Genomic DNA, 18020 nt, shown 5'->3' with positions numbered 1-18020 from the left:
AACGCCGCGGCCCGTTATGCCGCGGCGCAGCGGTGCTACGCGGAGATCTGATGACGATAGTCGGTCGGCGTGCGGTCGAACTCGCGGCGGAACACGCGCGAGAAGGTCTGCTGAGAGACATAACCCAGATCCATCGCAATATCGAAGATAGGGCGCTGAGTGGTGCGCAAGGCTTCGGCCGCCAGCAGCAGGCGGCGCTGACGGATATATTCACCCAGCGTCTGGTGCATCACGGTGCGGAACATTCTTTGCAGATACCACTTCGAGTAGCCGGATTTCCGGGCCACGATGTCGATATTAAGCGGTTGATCGATATGTTCATCTATCCATTCAGTAAGCGTATGAATAATTTCCCGATGGGACATAAGGCTCTCCCCGTTGTCTATTTTCGCGTCGATTTCTTGTCTGGGGGCGAGTATAATTCCTCAAGTTAACTTGAGGTAAAGCGGATTATGGAAAAAAAATCGACCCGCATAAAATCGCTGCTGACGCCGGGTGAAGTAGCGAAACGTACTGGGGTTGCGGTCTCAGCGCTGCATTTTTATGAGAGCAAAGGGCTGATTCACAGCACACGAAATAGCGGTAATCAGCGGCGCTATAAGCGCGATGTGCTGCGCTACGTGGCGATCATTAAAATTGCCCAGCGCCTTGGTATTCCGCTGGCCACCATCGGCGACTCCTTCAGCGTACTACCGGAAAACCACACGCTGGGGCCGCGCGACTGGAAACACCTGACCACCCAATGGCGGGAAGAGCTGGATAAACGCATTCACGCCATGGAGGCGCTGCGCGATCAGCTCGACGGCTGTATCGGCTGCGGCTGCATGTCGTTGCGCGACTGCCCGCTGCGTAACCCGGGCGACAAGCTGGGGGAAGAGGGGACCGGCGCGCGCCTACTGGAAGAAGAATAACGATCCCCCCAGGATTGCGACATTTTTGCCATAGAATTGTTGCTGGATTGCGCATTAACGATAACGTTTGCGCATGGGTTGGTGAATTCTTCATCGGGAATCGTTAATTTTCATAAACCAGGGCAAACTTCTGTTGAAAAAGGGGGCATAAAAGCCAGATAATCGTTTGCCTCGGATTTTCGGACGCATCTTATGCCGAAAATCAGCAGGCCAACCTCATTACGCACCCGCGGAGATGAGGTATTCCGATTATCGTTTTGTCTGCGCGGAGTTAATCGTTTGCTTTTTTTGTGGCTCCCCTTTGCCGCAATGTAGCACACGGAGATGACGCTTAGCTGGCAGTGGATGTTCCACCACGCAGACGAACGAATGATAAAAACTCTCAGGGGATGTTTTCTATGTCTACGCCTTCAGCGCGTACCGGCGGTTCATTGGACGCCTGGTTTAAAATTTCTGCTCGTGGTAGCTCCGTTCGTCAGGAGATTGTCGCCGGTTTGACCACCTTCCTGGCGATGGTGTACTCGGTGATCGTGGTACCGGGCATGCTGGGTAAAGCCGGCTTCCCGCCTGCCGCGGTGTTCGTGGCGACCTGCCTGGTGGCCGGTGTCGGGTCTATCGTGATGGGGCTGTGGGCGAATCTGCCTTTAGCCATTGGCTGCGCCATCTCGCTGACCGCCTTTACCGCCTTCAGCCTGGTGCTGGGCCAGCACATCAGCGTGCCGGTGGCCCTGGGCGCGGTGTTCCTGATGGGCGTGCTCTTCACCATCATCTCCGCTTCCGGTATCCGTAGCTGGATCTTGCGCAATCTGCCGCAGGGGATTGCGCACGGCACCGGCATCGGTATCGGCCTGTTCCTGCTGCTGATTGCCGCCAACGGCGTCGGTATGGTGGTGAAAAACCCGCTGGACGGCCTGCCGGTTGCGCTGGGTCAGTTCGACAGCTTCCCGGTGGTGATGACGCTGATTGGCCTGGCGATGATTATCGGCCTTGAAAAACTGAAGGTCCCGGGTGGCATTCTGCTGACCATCATCGGCGTCTCTATCGTCGGCCTGATTTTCGACCCGAACGTGCACTTCTCCGGCGTGTTCGCCATGCCGTCGCTGAGCGATGACAACGGCAACTCGCTGATCGGCAGCCTGGATATCATGGGCGCGCTCAACCCGATCGTGCTGCCAAGCGTGCTGGCGCTGGTGATGACGGCGGTGTTCGATGCCACTGGTACTATCCGCGCGGTCGCCGGCCAGGCAAACCTGCTGGATAAAGACGGCCAGATCATCAACGGCGGCAAAGCGCTGACCACCGACTCCCTGAGCAGCGTCTTCTCAGCGGTAGTCGGTGCAGCCCCGGCGGCGGTGTACATCGAATCCGCAGCGGGTACGGCGGCGGGCGGGAAAACCGGCTTAACGGCCATCACCGTTGGCGTGCTGTTCCTGCTGATCCTGTTCCTCTCTCCGCTGTCTTACCTGGTCCCGGGCTACGCGACCGCACCGGCGCTGATGTACGTGGGCCTGCTGATGCTGAGCAACGTGGCGCGTATCGACTTCAACGACTTCGTTGATGCGATGTCCGGCCTGATCACCGCGGTGATGATCGTGCTGACCTGTAACATCGTTACCGGCATCATGATCGGCTTCGCAACGCTGGTGGTGGGCCGCATGGTGTCCGGCGAATGGCGCAAGCTGAACATCGGCACCGTGATTATCGCGGTGGCGCTGGTGGCTTTCTATGCGGGCGGCTGGGCGATTTAATCCCCCTTTCGCTGCACAACAACCCGCCGCTCGGCGGGTTTTTGCATTATAGCCCGGCCATTTTTTTCGATTTTCAGCCGCGTCTCGTTTCCTTTTGCGTTACTCTGATACGCGTATGATAAGAAGCACGACGCTTCATGTTTTGAATAATAAGACAACGCTGTAAACAGGGAACGCATGGAAATATTCTTTACCATACTCATCATGACCCTCGTGGTTTCGCTCTCAGGGGTGGTTACACGCGTACTGCCCTTCCAGGTTCCACTTCCTTTAATGCAAATCGCCATTGGCGCGATGCTGGCCTGGCCAACCTTTGGCCTGCATGTGGAATTTGATCCTGAACTCTTCCTGGTGCTGTTCATCCCGCCGCTGCTGTTTGCCGACGGCTGGAAAACGCCGACCCGCGAGTTTATCGAGCACGGCAGGGAGATTCTCGGCCTGGCGCTGGCGTTAGTGCTGGTGACGGTGGTCGGGATTGGCTTCCTGATCTACTGGATTGTGCCGGGCATCCCGCTTATTCCGGCGTTTGCGCTGGCGGCGGTGCTGTCGCCGACCGATGCCGTGGCGCTTTCCGGCATTGTCGGAGAAGGGCGCATTCCGAAGAAAATCATGGGCATTTTGCAGGGCGAGGCGCTGATGAATGACGCCTCCGGCCTGGTGTCGCTGAAGTTTGCCGTCGCGGTAGCGATGGGCACCATGGTGTTTACCGTGGGCGGGGCGACGGTGGAATTCCTCAAGGTGGCGATTGGCGGGATCCTCGCGGGTTTCGTGGTGAGCTGGCTGTACGGCCGCTCAATGCGCTTCCTCAGCCGCTGGGGCGGCGATGAACCCGCCACCCAGATTGTGCTGCTGTTCCTGCTGCCGTTCGCGTCTTACCTGATTGCCGAACATATCGGCGTCTCCGGCATTCTGGCGGCGGTGGCGGCGGGGATGACCATCACCCGCTCTGGCGTAATGCGCACCGCGCCGCTGGCGATGCGCCTGCGCGCCAACAGCACCTGGGCGATGCTGGAGGTGGTGTGTAACGGCATGGTGTTCCTGCTGTTGGGCCTGCAGCTGCCGGCGATCCTTGAGACGTCGCTGGTCGCTGCCGAAGCCGACCCGAACGTGGAAACCTGGATGCTGTTTACCGATATCATCCTGATCTACGCGGCGCTGATGGTGGTGCGCTTCGGCTGGCTGTGGACGATGCGCAAGCTCAGTCAGCGTTTCCTGAAAAAGAAACCGATGGAGTTTGGTTCCTGGACCACCCGCGAGCTGCTGATCTCCTCTGTCGCCGGGGTGCGCGGGGCGATTACCCTCGCCGGTGTGCTTTCTATCCCGCTGCTGCTGCCGACGGGCGATGCCTTCCCGGCGCGCTATGAACTGGTGTTCCTCGCCGCGGGCGTCATTCTGTTCTCGCTGTTTGTGGGCGTGATTGCGCTGCCGATTCTGCTGCGCCATATCGAATCTACCGACCACGCGCAGCAGCGTAGCGAAGAGCGTCTGGCGCGTGCGGCCACGGCGGACGTGGCGATTGTCGCCATCCAGAAAATGGAAGAACGTCTGGCGGCGGACACCAACGAGAATATCGACAACCAGCTGCTGACCGAGGTCAGCTCACGAGTGATCGGTAACCTGCGCCGCCGCGTGGATGGGCGTAACGATGTGGAAACGTCGATGCTGGAAGAGCAGCTGGAACGCCGCTTCCGCCTTGCGGCGCTGCGTTCCGAGCGCGGGGAGCTGTACCACCTGCGCGCGACCAGACAGATCAGTAATGAGACGCTGCAAAAACTGCTGCACGATCTCGACCTGCTGGAAGCGTTGTTGATCGAAGACGCGTAATACCGATAAAGCGTGTGCCGACCAGTTCCCTCTCCCTTAAAAAGGGAGAGGGGGCGGACCGTGCCTAAACTTCTACTCCGGCAGCGTAAACCCCTCACAGCACTTCAGCCACGCCTGGGCGCTGTGCGACAAATACACCCCCTCCCGCCAGATCATCCCCAGCTGCCAGCGCAGCTCGCTCTCCAGCGGCAGCCAGCGCAGCGTTTTTTCGTCCAGCTTGCGGCAAATCGGTTCCGGAAGAATCGCCACGCCGACGCCCGCCTGCACCATCGCCGCCAGAAAATCCCACTGCCCGCTGCGCACCGCGATGCGCGGCTTGACGTCATGACGGGCGAACAGCTGCATCAGCTGGCGGCTAAGGGCGAAATCTTCGTTATAAATCAGCAGCGGATGGGCGGCCAGCTGCGTTGGCGACACCGACGTTTGTTCCAGCCATTCGCCGGAGCGGGGCACCAGCACGCACAGCGGGTGGCTGAACAGCGGCAGGGTCGTCAGTGCGCTCTCCTCTTCAACCGGCAGCGCGGTCATTGCCAGATCCAGCTCGCCGTTCATCACCGCCTGCTGCACCGTCAGGCCGCCAAACTCGGAAATTTTCAGCTCGACGCCCGGGTAGCGCTGGCGAAACAGACCGATCGGCCCGGCCATCAGCATCCCGACCATTGGCGGGATGCCGAGGCGCAGCACGCCCTTGTTGAGGTGGTTAATATCGCTCAGCTCGGCTTCCAGCTGACGGAATTCATCGAGTATCGCCAGCCCGCGCTCAAACACCACCTGCCCGGTATCGGTCATCAACAGCTTGCGGCCGTCGCGGATCAGCAGGGTGCAGTTCAGCTCATCTTCCAGGTTTTTGAGCATTTTACTGATGGTCGGTTGCGTGACGTAGAGTTTCTCCGCCGCTCGAGTAAAGCTCTGCTGGCGAACGACTTCAACAAAGTAGCGCAGCGTTCTTATGTCCATGATTATGCCTCTAAACTATGCTACCGATGAGTTTAATTCATTTCTGTCATCATCGTTGCCTCACTATACTGAGCGCCTGTGATTTTTTCTGGACATCCCTCCATGGCTGAGGCCTTAGGGCGCGTTGTGCCCTCCGTGTTAAATCGTCTGCAGGTGCCGGTGCAGGTTGTACTGTACGCCGGGCTGTTTGTTTTCGCTGAATATCTGGTGAGCTGGTGGCATTTGCCGCTGCCTGCCAATCTGGTCGGTATGGTGCTGCTGCTGGCGCTGATTGTTTGCCACGTGGTGCCGCTCAAATGGGTTCGCGCCGGCTCCCGCTGGCTGCTGGCGGAGATGCTGCTGTTCTTCGTTCCGGCGGTGGTGGCGGTGGTGAATTACGCCCAACTGCTGATGGTCGACGGCTGGCGTATTTTCCTCGTGATTGCGCTGAGCACCATGATGGTGCTGGGGGCCACGGCGTGGGTGGTCGATAAAGTGTATCGCTATGAACTGAAGCGGATGCGTAATGAATAACTTTCAGCTGAGCGTCCTGTGCCTGGTTATTACCCTGGTACTCTACTTTGCCAATAAACGACTGTACCGCCGCTTTCGTAAGCTGCCGCTGATGCCGCTGGTGCTTACGCCGGTACTGCTGGTGCTGATGCTGGTGTTTGGCCATATCTCCTACCAGAACTATATGGGGGAGGCGCACTGGCTGCTGTGGCTGCTCGGCCCGGCGACCATCGCCTTTGCCGTGCCGGTGTACGACAATCTGGCGATCATCAAACGTCACTGGATGTCGCTGTCGGCGGGGGTGATCACGGCAACCGTGGTGGCGGTGACCAGTTCGGTGTGGCTGGCGCGGCTGTTTACCCTGTCGGATGAAATTCAGCGTAGCCTGGCGGTGCGCTCAATCACCACGCCGTTTGCGCTGGCGGCGGCGAAATCGCTTGGCGGCCAGCCGGAGCTGGTGGCGTTGTTTGTGGTGGTCACCGGCGTGTTCGGTATGGCGATTGGCGACGTGCTGTTTTTACGGCTTTCCATTCGTGAAGGGATGGCGAAGGGGGCGGGCTTTGGCGCAGCGTCGCACGGCGCGGGGACCGCGCGTTCCTACGAGCTGGGCCCGCAGGAAGGCGTGGTGGCCAGCCTGGTGATGATGCTCTCCGGGGTGGTGATGGTGCTGGTGGCCCCGCTGGTTGGCTGGATTATGTTTTAAACGCCAGTGGCCGGGAACCCCGGCCTATGAAGCGATCCTTGCATCAGGATGAGCGATTCAAACGTCGCACAATGCGCTCCACCTGCTGGCGAAAATCCGCCGCGACTTCGGCAGGCGTTTGCTTGCCCTGATCCAGTTTCTCACGTGCCGATAAGAACTGGTCGATAACCTGTAAATCTTCGATGTAAGGTGTGGCAACAACCGTGGTTGGCAGTGTTTGAGCCTGCTTCAGTCCTGCGATAACGGGATCGTTTGGGTCAATAACCCCTTTCTCGGTCAATAACGTTTCCGCCGCCTTGTTCAGCGGAATGCCGCGCTCCAGGCCCAGCGCTTCCACCGACTGCGGATCGCTGACCAGGAAGTTCAGCAGTATCGCCGCTTCTTTCGGATGCTTTGTCGACTTCGCCACCGAGAACATCTGCGCCGTTTTAAAATAGACGCCCGATTCCGCCGAACCGGGCTGCATTACGTAGTCGCCCAGCACCAGCTTTGCGGGCGGCGTCATATTGTTGGCAAACATACGGATAGTGATGTTCCACGTAAACAGGCCGCCCCATTCGCCGTTTATCCATGGTTTCATCTCATACTGGTTGCCTTTGCCGTAGGAGGAGATGACTTTTGGCGACGGCACGACGCGATCGTCACTCAGACGTTTTACGAAGCTAAAAGCTTCGTTCCACTGCGCGTCGCTCCAGGTAAATTTCCCTTCACTGGTGAACATTGGCTTCTGATACTTCTGCATCATATAGGCGTTCAGCAGCAGGATGACGTCCTGGTCAACCATCACGTAGGGATAGTAGTTATCGCCCAGCTTCTGCTGGAACACTTTCCCGGCGGCAAAAAACTCATCCCAGGTTTTGGGATAGGCCAGCCCGGCTTTTTTCCAGGTGGCGTCGTTGTAGTAAAAGACCGGCGCGTTGACGGAAATCGGCAGGCCGTTGAGCTTGCCTTTGACGGTGGTGGACTGCAAATCTTTGGCCTGATACTGGCTCAAATCGAGCTGGTCTTTCAGCTGGTTGAGGTCGTAATACCCCTCGCCGTTTTTGGAGAAAATAATCAGCCACGGCCAGTTGGTTTGCATCACGTCCGGCTCGGTGCCGCTGGCCATTTGGGTGGTGAGGCGCGAAAGGTGCCCGTCCCAGCCGGTATATTCAGCTTTCACTTTGATATCGGGATGCTTTTTCTCGAAGGCTTCCAGCGCCTTGAGGGTCGCCTGGTGGCGGCTATTGCCTCCCCACCACGACATGCGTAATTCGACGGGCTGCTGCGCCCAGACAGAGGTACAGGAAAATAACAGTGACGCGATAACACCTGATGCGATTTTATTCATTATTGTCTCCGGGACAGAGGCAGAAAGAGTGTTATTAAACAGGTGAGTAACTGCAAAATACTGACCATTCGCTCCGGCGCGGCTTTCCCTGCCGCGCCGGAATGGGGTTTAGCGCTTCGCCAAACGGGAAACCAGTTCAAACTCCTTAAAATTCACCGGGCGCTGCTGCTGTATGGAGATGTTGCCCGCAATCCCGGTGAGGATCGACATGGCCCCGGCGCGATGGTCGGCCGCCCGCTGGAGCGGGTCGTGACCCGGCTCGCCGAACAGGTCGGCCAGCATGGCGTTATCGCCGCCGCCGTGGCCGCCTTCACCGAGGTTGAACTCTGCTTTCCACGGCTCGGCAAACATTGGGAACACGGTAATGTCGCACTGCTCCAGGCTGCCTTCGTTCTCCCGCTTGCCGCCGGCGTTAACGTAAGATTTCTCGACGATTTTCATCTCCAGGCGGCCTTCGGTGCCGTTGAAGACCACGTTCAGCCCTTCCCACGGCAGATAGGCGTTCAGCGAGTAGGTAAGCTGCACCTGGTTCTGATACTTCACCAGCACTGACATGGTGTCTTCAATGGTGATGCCGTCGCTGAACACGCTCTGATCGCGGAAGTAGTTATCTTCATGCTCGGCGTCGAGATACAGCGCCTTCAGCTGGGCGTTGTCGGCCATATTCAACGCAAACGGATCGTCCTTCGCTTCGGCAAAGCCGTGGGCGCGCGGATAGAATTGGGTGACGCCGCGTTTTTCGGCGTTCTCTTTGCCGTAGAACTGCAGGCTGCCTTCGGCGTAAACGCGCTCAGGGTAGCTGGCCAGCCAGAAGTTCATCAGGTCAAAGTGGTGGGTCGATTTGTGCACCAGCAGGCCGCCGCTGTTGCGTTTTTCGCGGTGCCAGCGGCGGAAGTAGTCCGCGCCGTGCTCGGTGTTGAGCAGCCACTCGAAGTGAACGGAGGTGACATTGCCGATCGCGCCCTGCATCAGCAGCTCGCGCACCTTACTGTGGTGCGGTGCATAGCGGTAGTTGAACGCTACGCGCACGGTGTGCCCGGTCTCTTCGATGGCGTCGAGGATGCGCAGCGCGCGCTTCTCGTCGATGGTCATCGGTTTTTCGGTGATCACGTCGCAGCCGGCGTGCAGCGCGCGAACGATGTAATCATCGTGGGTGCGGTCCATGGTGGTGACGATGATAATATCCGGGCGCGTTTCGCGGATCATCTCTTCAAACTGCGCCGCTTTCCAGGTCGACACCGGCTCGGTGCCTTCTTTCTGCAATAGCTGGTTGGCGTAGTTCATTCGTGTCTGGTTGGTGTCGCAAAAGGCGACCATTCTGGCATTTTCACGCCAGGCTCCACCGATAGCGGAAATATATAAACCTGCACGACCTCCAGTCCCGACCAGAGCATATTTTTTCATGGCATCCTCGATTATGATAAGCACATATTTATTTGCAGGGTGAGGCGATGAAACGTATTCCGCATCAGTTGATGGAGCTGAACAGCACCTTTATCTGGCACTGGCCCTGGTTTATTCAGGGCGTTAAAAGTGCGAAACAGCACGGTTTCACCGGCATCATCCTGCACCAACAGGAACTACTTTCTATTCTGGCTACGCCCTCGCCGCTAAGTCAGAAACTGAACGTCGAGAACCTTATTCATCAGCAACATTACGCGTTGCAGTATTTAAAACGCGTCGATCGTTACCTGGCGGAAAATAATCTCTCCTTCTGGCTTCAGGGAGAGGCCGCGCCGACCGACGACATCATCAAGCGTAAATTTCCCGAACTCGCTTTTGATGAAAAAAGCGCGCCCGATTTCTGGCAGCATTTCTACGCTGCGATATTTTCGCCGCTGCTTTCCACGCTGCCGCACTTAAGCGGCGTGGTACTTGGGCTGACGACGCCCGCCTTCCAGACCGCCGGCTGGCAGCAGGGGCTGTATAGCGTCTGGAGCCAGCTGCGCAGCTTTGGTAAAAAGCTGGTGCTGCGCGATTTCATCGATGACAGCTGGCCGCGCCAGCAGCTGGCGACGGTGCTCTCTTCCCTGCCTGACGACGTTCGCGCCGCCGTTAAGGCTACCGAAATTGACTACCATCCCGGCTTTGCCAACCATCCGCATATCGTCGCGCTGCCCGGCCACAAAAAGTGGATCGAGTACGACCTTGTTGGCACCGGCTACGGCTGGACGGCGCTGCCGTGTTACCTGGCGGATGAAATCAGCGGCCGCCTGAGCTGGGCCATCAGCGCCACCGGTAACGAAGTGGAGGCGATTACTTCCCGCGTGAGCTGGCAGTGGATGCCGGACAGCCGGGTGATGGACTCGGCGAACAGCATCAATCTGATCGGTCTGATGGCCGCGAACCAGAGCGCAGATGGCGCGACGCAGTCGGTCTTCGACCGCTGGGTTGAGCAGCAACAGCTGCGCTTTCGCACGGTCCAGGACCGTCAGCGGCTGGCGTCGCTGTTTCACTCCAGCTACGACTGGCTGTGTAAAACGCCTAACCTGCTGGGCCGCCGTCTGCACTATCAAAGCCAGGTACCGGACAGCGTCGCCCAGGCGCAGCAGGTGCTGCATATGGACACCCGTAGCGCCAACTGGCTTCAGGCCTGGCAGCCGCTGATTCCGGCTGACGACCTGCCGCTGGGCCAGGAGCAGCGGCAGCTTATCCGTCTGGAAAAAGAGGCCGCCTGTTTCCTTGCCGCCAATGCGGTACAGACGCTGCGAGAGCTGATGCCGCGCATTACCTGCCCTGACGACTCGCTGGAGATCCTGTTTGCCGCCTGGCGCAACGCGGAAATCTACAGCCAGATGTTCTCGCGGGTCGCCGGCGCCACCGTCGACTTGCTATGGCGCGATCACTACGGCGATAACGCGCTGCCCGCCGATGCGCTGCACCAGCACCAGACCCAGCTTCTGCACTACGTCGATACGCTGGAACGCTGGCTGGCGTCGCCGCCTGCGGGGAGCCCGCTGTTTTTACCGCTGCTCTTAAGCCCTCAACGCCTGGCCCGCTTTGCGCGCAGCCTGACCGAGTCCGAATGAGCTAAGCATAAAAAGTGAGGCCTGAAATGTCGCCTTCGAGCGGGGGGATTCGGGGGTGTCCAGGCGTGTTGAGGGGTAAAATGAGGTATTTGTCACGGTTTATAAAAATATTAGGTGATCTGAGTCATCTTTTTAAGTTTGTGAATCGTGATGCTTATCACCCGATAAGGTAAATAATGTGATCTCGTACAAGTTCAGCTTTTTATAGGGAGCGTTCTGGAATATAAATATATTTATATAAACAAGTGGGGATATATTTATTTAAGAAATAGCATTTACTGCTCTTGTTGTTTATTTCTCCGTTTTTGTGGTGAGTCACGGATTTCAATATTTAAACCTTATCTACTGCATTCGATTATTTCCCATCCGCCAGCCATCACCCATAAAGGAATATTGAATGCTCAGTTTTGATGAGAAATTGCTGCGTGATATTGATTATCAGATCCAGCAAATAAAAAAGGCGATCTATACGCCGGTCTGTGAATTAACGGTCAACGGTTTTTTGACGCCGGACCCGGTGCCCTTTGCCGAACGTAAACGCGGCAAGGCGCACGCTTTTCGCCTCGGCGAGCGCTGGGGCGAATTATGGGACTGCGCATGGGTAAACGTGCGCGGTCGCGTGCCTGATGACCTAAAGGCGCAAGAAACGGTGATGCTGTTCGACTGCGGCGGCGAGGCGCTGGTGGTGGATGCCGAGGGTGCGCCGGTGCGCGGGTTGACCAACGTAGATTCCACCTTTGAACCCAGTCTTGGCCAGGCGGGGAAGGTTGTGTTTCCGCTGGATGGCGTGCGTGAGGTGGATCTGTGGCTGGATCTGGCCTGCAACGATCTGTTTGGATCCCTGCGCGGCGGCGTGCTGGTGCAGGCGCATATTGCAACCTGCAATGTGGCGCTGCGCGATCTCTATTATGACGCCTGGGTACTGGCCGATCTTCTCAAATGTCTGGAACGATCTTCCGCCCGCTTCAAGCGCGTGCTGGTCTGCCTGAGCGAAGCCCTCAACGCTTTGCGTGACCATAGCGCCGAGGCGGTAGCCCGCTGTCGGCAGGCGCTGGCGGTGGAGCTGTTAAAACAGGGTGGTGACCCGGCGATGAGCGTTGTCGGTATTGGCCATGCGCATATCGATCTCGCCTGGCTGTGGCCGATTCGCGAAACCAAGCGTAAGGGCGCGCGCACCTTTGCCACCGCGCTGGATCAGCTTGCACGCTATCCTGACTATTACTTCGGCGCCAGCCAGCCGCAGCTGTTCCAGTGGGTGAAAGAGGATTATCCGCAGCTTTATGCGCGGGTGCAGCGGCAGGTGCAGGAGGGGCGCTTTGAAATCCAGGGCGATATGTGGGTGGAGGCGGATACCAACGTGCCCTCCGGTGAATCGCTGGTGCGGCAATTTCTCTACGGGCGGCGGTTCTTCCAGCGCGAGTTTGGCCAGACGACGCAGATGCTGTGGCTGCCGGACGTCTTCGGCTACAATGGCAACCTGCCGCAGATTATGCGCAAGTCGGGCGTTGACTACTTTATGACGCAAAAGCTGTCGTGGAATGAACACAATCCCTTTCCCCACCATACCTTTATCTGGCACGGCATCGACGGCAGCAGCGTGCTGGCGCATATGCTGCCGGAAGAGACCTACAACGGCCCGGCGGCCCCGCGCAGCATTCGGCGTATTGAAACGGCCTATCATGAGGCGGGGGTGTGCGATAAAGCGCTGATGTTGTTCGGCATTGGCGACGGCGGCGGTGGCCCCGGCGAAGAGCACCTGGAGCGGCTGCGGCGTATCAAGAACCTCAGCGGTATCGCGCCGGTGACGCAGGGCAACGCCATCGACTTTTTCCGCCATATCGACCACGGCCGCGAGCGCTATCCTCACTACCACGGCGAGCTGTATCTGGAGAAGCATCAGGGAACGCTGACCACCCAGGCGCGGAACAAGTGGTTTAACCGCAAGCTGGAAAATGCGCTGCGCGAGCTCGAGTTTGTGGCCAGCTGCCGCTGGTTTTATGGCGAGGGCGAATACCCTGCCGCCCGCCTCGACGCTATCTGGCAGGAGGTGCTGCTGTACCAGTTCCACGATATTCTGCCCGGCTCGTCCATCAAGCGGGTGTACGACGAATCCGTCGCGCGCTACCAGGCGCTGCTGGCCGAGGTTGAGCAGCTTATCCGCGCGAACCTGACGCAGCGCGGTACCTTCGTGATCCATAACCTGAGCGGCTTCGATCGCGAGGAGTGGCTGATGCTGGCGGATACCCCGGTGCGCGTGGCCGTTCCCGCCTTTGGCTACCGGGTGATTGATGAGGCGCTGGCCACGCCGTTGCCGGATATCATCGCCCAGACGCAGCGTCTGGAGAACGATCTGCTGCGGGTCGAATTTAACGCGCAGGGGCATATCGTGGCGCTGGTGGATAAACAGGCCGGGCGTTCGCTGCTGCAACCCGGCACCGTCGGCAACCGGCTGGCGGTGTATGACGATATCTGCGGCGACTGCTGGGATATTGACATCACCTACCGCCAGCGCGATGCGGACGGCTTTGTGCTGGCCGACACTTCCGCCTACCGGGAGGGCGCGGCGGCGGTAGTGGAACAGCGCTATCGTTACGGAAGCTCAGCCTTAACCCAGAAAATCAGCCTGCTGCCGGGCAGCAAACGCCTGACCTTCGATACCCGCGTTGACTGGCATGAAAGCGAGAAAATGCTGCGCACCGCCTTTGCCGTTAACGTGCAGAGTGAACGCGTCAGCTGCGATATTCAGTTTGGCAAAATCCAGCGCAGCGCCAGAGTGAACAACGTCTACGACGCGGCGCAGTTTGAGATCTGCGCGCATAAGTGGATCGACTATTCGCAGCCGGACTACGGCGTGGCGCTGCTTAACGACAGCAAGTATGGCCACTATGCCAAAGACGGCGTGCTGGATCTCAACCTGCTGCGCTCGCAGCATTATCCCGGCGTGAATGCCGACGTTGGCGAGCACCGTTTTTCCTATGCGCTGTTCCCCCATTGCGGCGACGAGGTGGTGGGCGAGGTGAATCGGGAAGCGTATCTGTTCAACAACCCGCTGCGGGTCTTGGTGAGTGAAGGAGAGCAGGATGCAAACAGGGCGTCGTTTATCGCCTGCGATTCACCGCATATTTGTCTCGAGACGGTGAAAAGAGCGGAAGAGTTGCCTGCGTTGGCAGTACGCGCCTACGAGTTTGACGGCGTACAGGCGACGGCGACGATCCAACTGCCGGCTGGCGTAACACGCTGTTATCTCGCCAATCTGATGGAAACGGTAGAAGAAGAGATCGCGGTGGTGGAGGGAAGCGTGACGCTGACGTTTACGCCGTTTGAGATTAAGACGCTGCTGTTGATGCAGCCGTAAAGGTGTTTAAAAACGGGTGAGGGGGTAATAACCCTCACCCTCGTTCAGCCTCCGCTAGTTGCGCGCCGCAGACCGCTTCATTAATCGCTCAGATTTCGCCACAAAATCATCCGCCGCCTGCTCAGGCGTCATTCGCCCGTAGTCCATATTCTGCCGCGCCTCCTGGAAAAAGGACTGCATTTTCTGGTCCTCCATCCACGACGTCGCCGTTGATTCAGACGTGAGCTTTTGCGCCGCGTTAAAGCCGGCGACGGAGGGATTTTCGTTGGTCAGCGTACCGTCGTCGGTCAGCGTTTTTACCGCAATTTTGCTGAGCGGAATGCCGTTTTCCAGCTTAATGGCGGCGATCGCCTGCGGATCGTTGAGCAGGAAATTCAGAAGCTTAGCCGTCTCTTTCGGGTGCTTCGTCTCTTTGCTGATGGCATAGGTCAGCGACACCTTAAAGTAGGCGCTGGCGTTGGTGGCGCCGGGGTACATCACGTAGTCGCCCAGCACCAGCTTTGCCGGCGGCGTCAGCTTTGGCGCGTAGTACTGAATTACCACGTTCCAGGTGTAGGTGCCCGCCCATTTGCCGTCCTGCCAGTATTTGGTATCGATAAAGTCAAACTTGCCGAATGAGGCCAGGTATTTTGGGCCGGGGATAACGTGGTCGCTCACCAGCCGCTGAATAAAGCGGAAGGCTTCACGCCACTGCTCCTGATTCCAGGCAAAATGGTTGCCGTCGGGGGTAAACATGGGGGTATTGTATTTCTGCGACATATAGCAGTTCACCATCAGGAACGTATCCTGATCGCCGAAGATAAGCGGGTAATACTCATCGCCGAGCTTTTCTTTAAACACTTTCCCTGCGGCAAAGAGGTCATCCCAGTTTTTCGGGAAGGCCAGCCCGGCTTTTTTCCAGGTTTCGGTGTTGTAATAAAAACCCGGTACGTTAAGCGAAATCGGAATGGCATTCAGCTTGCCGTTAATGGTGGTCGACTTTAGCGCTTTAGCCGGGTACTGGCTCAAATCAAAGCTGTCGCCGAGCGTGTTGATATCGTAAAAACCGTCGCCGGTGCGGGAAAATATCGGGAACCAGGGCCAGTTAATCTGCATTACGTCCGGGGCAAGACCGCCGGAAATTTGCGTGGTCATCCGCTCCAGATAGCCGTCCCAGCCCATATATTCGGCGTTCACTTTAATGCCTGGGTTGCGTGCTTCAAATGCCTGCAGCGCGTTAAGCATCACCTCATGCCGTGATTTCCCGCCCCACCATGACATTCTTAGCGTGACGTCCTGCTGGGCGAAGGCGACGCTGGTCGCCAGCAAACTGCTCATTCCTATTACGCTGGCACAGATTAGACGTTTCATGAATTATTGCTCCTGTAGGATAGGCAAAATGAATTAATAAGCGTTTGTTTTTGTTATTCGCTAATAATATTAGCTACGGAAGCATAGAAATATTTAACCGGGCGGCAGGGAACAATAAATGCGAATTCTGGCGGGGACGCGGGAAATAGATGGGGATGGAATGCTCTTCACAACCTGGAAATATTTAATGTGAAGCGGTTGGCTTATTTCGTGCCGGTAGTTGTGATTGATCTCACCTCAAGGGCGATAAACTGTGATCCCCGGCCAGAAGGCCGGGGAGGATAACATTAATGCGCACGACCCTGGTCAATGCCCAGACCGGTCTGAGAACGGATAAACTGCGCGCGGAACTGCTCGCGTTCGCGGTTGCCTTCCTCAGAGTTATCGGTGGCCGAGAAGAACCAGATACCGATAAACGCCACGGCGATAGAGAACAGCGCCGGGTACTCATACGGGAAGATCGCCTTCTCGTGGCCGAGGATCTGTACCCAGATGGTCGGGCCGAGGATCATCAGCACCACCGCCGTCAGCAGGCCGAGCCAGCCGCCGATCATCGCGCCACGGGTGGTCAGACGCGACCAGTACATGGAGAGCAGAATGATCGGGAAGTTGCAGCTTGCGGCGATGGAGAACGCCAGGCCGACCATAAAGGCGATGTTTTGATTCTCGAACAGAATGCCCAGCAGAATCGCCACCACGCCCAGCACCAGCACCGTGATTTTGGAGACTTTCAGCTCTTCACGCTCGGTTGCCCCTTTCTTAAAGACGTTGGCGTACAGGTCGTGAGAGACCGCTGAAGCACCGGCCAGCGTCAGACCGGCAACCACCGCCAGAATGGTGGCGAAAGCGACCGCAGAGATAAAGCCGAGGAACAGGTTGCCGCCGACGGCATCGGCCAGGTGCACCGCCGCCATGTTGTTGCCGCCAATCAGCGCCCCCGCTGCGTCTTTAAACGCCGGGTTAGCGCCCACCAGCATGATCGCGCCGAAGCCGATGATAAAGGTCAGAATGTAGAAATAACCCATAAAACCGGTGGCGTAGAACACGCTCTTACGCGCTTCGCTGGCGTCGCTCACGGTGAAGAAGCGCATCAGAATGTGCGGCAGACCGGCGGTACCAAACATCAGTCCGAGGCCTAACGACAGCGCCGATATCGGGTCTTTCACCAGCCCGCCAGGGCTCATGATCGCCGCGCCTTTCGGGTGCACCGCCATCGCTTCGTTAAACAGGTTATTGAAGCTGAAACCGACGTGCTTCATCACCATAAAAGCCATAAAGCTGGCGCCGAACAGCAGCAGGACGGCTTTAATGATCTGTACCCACGTGGTGGCGAGCATGCCGCCAAACAGCACGTACATCACCATCAGCACGCCCACCAGCACCACGGCGACGTGGTAGTTCAGGCCGAACAGCAGCTCGATAAGCTTACCTGCGCCCACCATCTGGGCAATCAGATACAGCGCCACCACCACCAGCGAGCCGCAGGCGGAGAGCATACGGATTGGGCCCTGCTTCAGTCGATAGGAGGCGACGTCGGCAAAGGTATAGCGGCCTAAGTTACGCAGGCGTTCGGCAATCAGGAACAGGATGATCGGCCAGCCGACGAGGAAGCCGAGCGAGTAGATCAGCCCATCGTAGCCGGAGGTGTAGACCAGCGCGGAGATACCGAGGAACGATGCCGCCGACATAAAGTCACCGGCAATCGCCAGCCCGTTCTGGAAGCCGGTAATGTTGCCGCCGGCGGTGTAGTAATCGTTACGCGAACGTACGCGCTTCGACGCCCAGTAGGTGATATACAGCGTCAGCACGACGAAAATCAGGAACATGATAATCGCCTGCCAGTTGGTTGGCTGGCGTTCGACCGGGCCGCTCAGGGCGTCTGCCGCGCTGGCCGCAAAAGGAAGTGTGGCGGCTAGCGCCGTCAGGACTTTCTTCATGATGCTTTTACCTCGCGCAGGACGGCCTTGTTCAGGCGATCGAATTCATTGTTAGCCCGCCAGACGTACACGCCGGTCAGAACAAAGGAAATCACGATAATGCCGATGCCAATGGGAATACCGCGCGTGACGCTGGTGCCCGCATGCAGCGGCGTACCCAGCCAGCCCGGCGCGAAGGCGATAAGTAAAATAAAACCGACGTACACCACTAACATAATCAGCGATAAGAAGGTGGCAAACCGTTGCCGTTTTTCGACGAGCTCCCTGAAATGCGCACTACCTTCTATCTGCTGACAAATTTGATCATTCATCACAGAGTCTCCAGAGGTTTTTTGAGTCGTGTTTTTTGTTGTGCAAATCAGAACACCGTACTGTTCCTTCTTC

The 18020-nt window shown here is 57.7% G+C and carries 14 protein-coding genes; 7 read left to right on the top strand and 7 right to left on the bottom strand.

Going from position 1 to position 18020, the window contains the following annotated elements:
* Window positions 1–35: 35 nt before the first annotated feature.
* The gene (soxS, locus tag ACK5JN_RS14880; protein WP_064546684.1) at window positions 36–365 is read right to left on the bottom strand and encodes a superoxide response transcriptional regulator SoxS; all 330 of its coding nucleotides are present in this window, start codon (window positions 363–365) and stop codon (window positions 36–38) included.
* An 87-nt stretch (window positions 366–452) separates the two neighbouring features.
* Here soxS and soxR point away from each other — a divergent pair, with 87 nt between their 5' ends.
* From soxR to ACK5JN_RS14865, 3 genes are all read left to right on the top strand, one after another.
* Window positions 453–911, top strand: a complete 459-nt coding sequence (gene soxR / locus ACK5JN_RS14875; protein WP_416870885.1) for a redox-sensitive transcriptional activator SoxR — start codon at window positions 453–455, stop codon at window positions 909–911.
* Between the two features lie 398 nt (window positions 912–1309).
* Window positions 1310–2659 carry an NCS2 family permease gene (locus ACK5JN_RS14870; protein WP_416870884.1) on the top strand — a complete coding sequence of 450 codons (1350 nt, stop codon included), beginning with the start codon at window positions 1310–1312 and terminating at the stop codon, window positions 2657–2659.
* 177 nt (window positions 2660–2836) lie between these two features.
* Window positions 2837–4483: a Na+/H+ antiporter gene (locus ACK5JN_RS14865; protein WP_416870883.1), complete on the top strand. Its 1647-nt coding sequence runs from the start codon at window positions 2837–2839 to the stop codon at window positions 4481–4483.
* 72 nt (window positions 4484–4555) lie between these two features.
* Here ACK5JN_RS14865 and ACK5JN_RS14860 read toward each other — a convergent pair whose 3' ends face one another.
* The gene (locus ACK5JN_RS14860) at window positions 4556–5440 is read right to left on the bottom strand and encodes a LysR family transcriptional regulator (protein ID WP_416870882.1); all 885 of its coding nucleotides are present in this window, start codon (window positions 5438–5440) and stop codon (window positions 4556–4558) included.
* A 102-nt stretch (window positions 5441–5542) separates the two neighbouring features.
* On the opposite strand from ACK5JN_RS14860, the gene ACK5JN_RS14855 reads away from it, so the two are divergent.
* On the top strand, window positions 5543–5953 hold the full coding sequence (locus ACK5JN_RS14855; RefSeq protein WP_163447530.1) for a CidA/LrgA family protein: 411 nt from the start codon (window positions 5543–5545) through the stop codon (window positions 5951–5953).
* Complete coding sequence (locus tag ACK5JN_RS14850) at window positions 5946–6635, top strand: LrgB family protein (protein ID WP_065356578.1); 690 nt, start codon at window positions 5946–5948, stop codon at window positions 6633–6635. Before ACK5JN_RS14855 ends, ACK5JN_RS14850 begins: the two co-directional genes overlap by 8 nt.
* 43 nt (window positions 6636–6678) lie before the next feature.
* Here the strand turns inward: ACK5JN_RS14850 and ACK5JN_RS14845 are convergent, their stop codons facing one another.
* Both ACK5JN_RS14845 and ACK5JN_RS14840 read right to left on the bottom strand, forming a co-directional pair.
* A complete protein-coding gene (locus ACK5JN_RS14845) occupies window positions 6679–7968 on the bottom strand; it encodes an ABC transporter substrate-binding protein (protein WP_416870897.1) in 1290 nt (429 codons plus the stop codon).
* 105 nt (window positions 7969–8073) lie between these two features.
* Window positions 8074–9369 carry a Gfo/Idh/MocA family protein gene (locus ACK5JN_RS14840; protein WP_416870881.1) on the bottom strand — a complete coding sequence of 432 codons (1296 nt, stop codon included), beginning with the start codon at window positions 9367–9369 and terminating at the stop codon, window positions 8074–8076.
* 47 nt (window positions 9370–9416) lie between these two features.
* On the opposite strand from ACK5JN_RS14840, the gene ACK5JN_RS14835 reads away from it, so the two are divergent.
* Together ACK5JN_RS14835 and ACK5JN_RS14830 are read left to right on the top strand one after the other, a co-directional pair.
* Window positions 9417–10994, top strand: coding sequence for a hypothetical protein (locus ACK5JN_RS14835; RefSeq protein WP_416870880.1), 1578 nt, complete (start codon window positions 9417–9419; stop codon window positions 10992–10994).
* 397 nt (window positions 10995–11391) lie between these two features.
* The gene (locus tag ACK5JN_RS14830) at window positions 11392–14349 is read left to right on the top strand and encodes an alpha-mannosidase (RefSeq protein WP_416870879.1); all 2958 of its coding nucleotides are present in this window, start codon (window positions 11392–11394) and stop codon (window positions 14347–14349) included.
* A 54-nt stretch (window positions 14350–14403) separates the two neighbouring features.
* Here the strand turns inward: ACK5JN_RS14830 and ACK5JN_RS14825 are convergent, their stop codons facing one another.
* From ACK5JN_RS14825 to ACK5JN_RS14815, 3 genes are all read right to left on the bottom strand, one after another.
* The gene (locus ACK5JN_RS14825) at window positions 14404–15699 is read right to left on the bottom strand and encodes an ABC transporter substrate-binding protein (protein ID WP_416870878.1); all 1296 of its coding nucleotides are present in this window, start codon (window positions 15697–15699) and stop codon (window positions 14404–14406) included.
* A gap of 287 nt (window positions 15700–15986) precedes the next feature.
* On the bottom strand, window positions 15987–17636 hold the full coding sequence (actP, locus tag ACK5JN_RS14820; protein WP_416870877.1) for a cation/acetate symporter ActP: 1650 nt from the start codon (window positions 17634–17636) through the stop codon (window positions 15987–15989).
* Complete coding sequence (locus ACK5JN_RS14815) at window positions 17633–17947, bottom strand: DUF485 domain-containing protein (protein ID WP_416870876.1); 315 nt, start codon at window positions 17945–17947, stop codon at window positions 17633–17635. Before ACK5JN_RS14815 ends, actP begins: the two co-directional genes overlap by 4 nt.
* Window positions 17948–18020 lie beyond the last annotated feature (73 nt).

Origin of the sequence: Kluyvera sp., assembly GCF_047971185.1 — a bacterium.
In the GTDB taxonomy this organism is placed as follows: domain Bacteria; phylum Pseudomonadota; class Gammaproteobacteria; order Enterobacterales; family Enterobacteriaceae; genus Kluyvera.
This window is presented reverse-complemented; position numbering and strand designations above follow the sequence as displayed.

Coding starts and splice junctions, on each gene's coding strand:
- soxS (WP_064546684.1), bottom strand. CDS start 365: ATGTCCCATCGGGAAATTATTCATACGCTTACTGAATGGATAGATGAA.
- ACK5JN_RS14855 (WP_163447530.1), top strand. CDS start 5,543: ATGGCTGAGGCCTTAGGGCGCGTTGTGCCCTCCGTGTTAAATCGTCTG.
- ACK5JN_RS14860 (WP_416870882.1), bottom strand. CDS start 5,440: ATGGACATAAGAACGCTGCGCTACTTTGTTGAAGTCGTTCGCCAGCAG.
- ACK5JN_RS14835 (WP_416870880.1), top strand. CDS start 9,417: ATGAAACGTATTCCGCATCAGTTGATGGAGCTGAACAGCACCTTTATC.
- actP (WP_416870877.1), bottom strand. CDS start 17,636: ATGAAGAAAGTCCTGACGGCGCTAGCCGCCACACTTCCTTTTGCGGCC.
- ACK5JN_RS14870 (WP_416870884.1), top strand. CDS start 1,310: ATGTCTACGCCTTCAGCGCGTACCGGCGGTTCATTGGACGCCTGGTTT.
- ACK5JN_RS14830 (WP_416870879.1), top strand. CDS start 11,392: ATGCTCAGTTTTGATGAGAAATTGCTGCGTGATATTGATTATCAGATC.
- ACK5JN_RS14850 (WP_065356578.1), top strand. CDS start 5,946: ATGAATAACTTTCAGCTGAGCGTCCTGTGCCTGGTTATTACCCTGGTA.
- soxR (WP_416870885.1), top strand. CDS start 453: ATGGAAAAAAAATCGACCCGCATAAAATCGCTGCTGACGCCGGGTGAA.
- ACK5JN_RS14815 (WP_416870876.1), bottom strand. CDS start 17,947: ATGAATGATCAAATTTGTCAGCAGATAGAAGGTAGTGCGCATTTCAGG.
- ACK5JN_RS14825 (WP_416870878.1), bottom strand. CDS start 15,699: ATGAAACGTCTAATCTGTGCCAGCGTAATAGGAATGAGCAGTTTGCTG.
- ACK5JN_RS14840 (WP_416870881.1), bottom strand. CDS start 9,369: ATGAAAAAATATGCTCTGGTCGGGACTGGAGGTCGTGCAGGTTTATAT.
- ACK5JN_RS14865 (WP_416870883.1), top strand. CDS start 2,837: ATGGAAATATTCTTTACCATACTCATCATGACCCTCGTGGTTTCGCTC.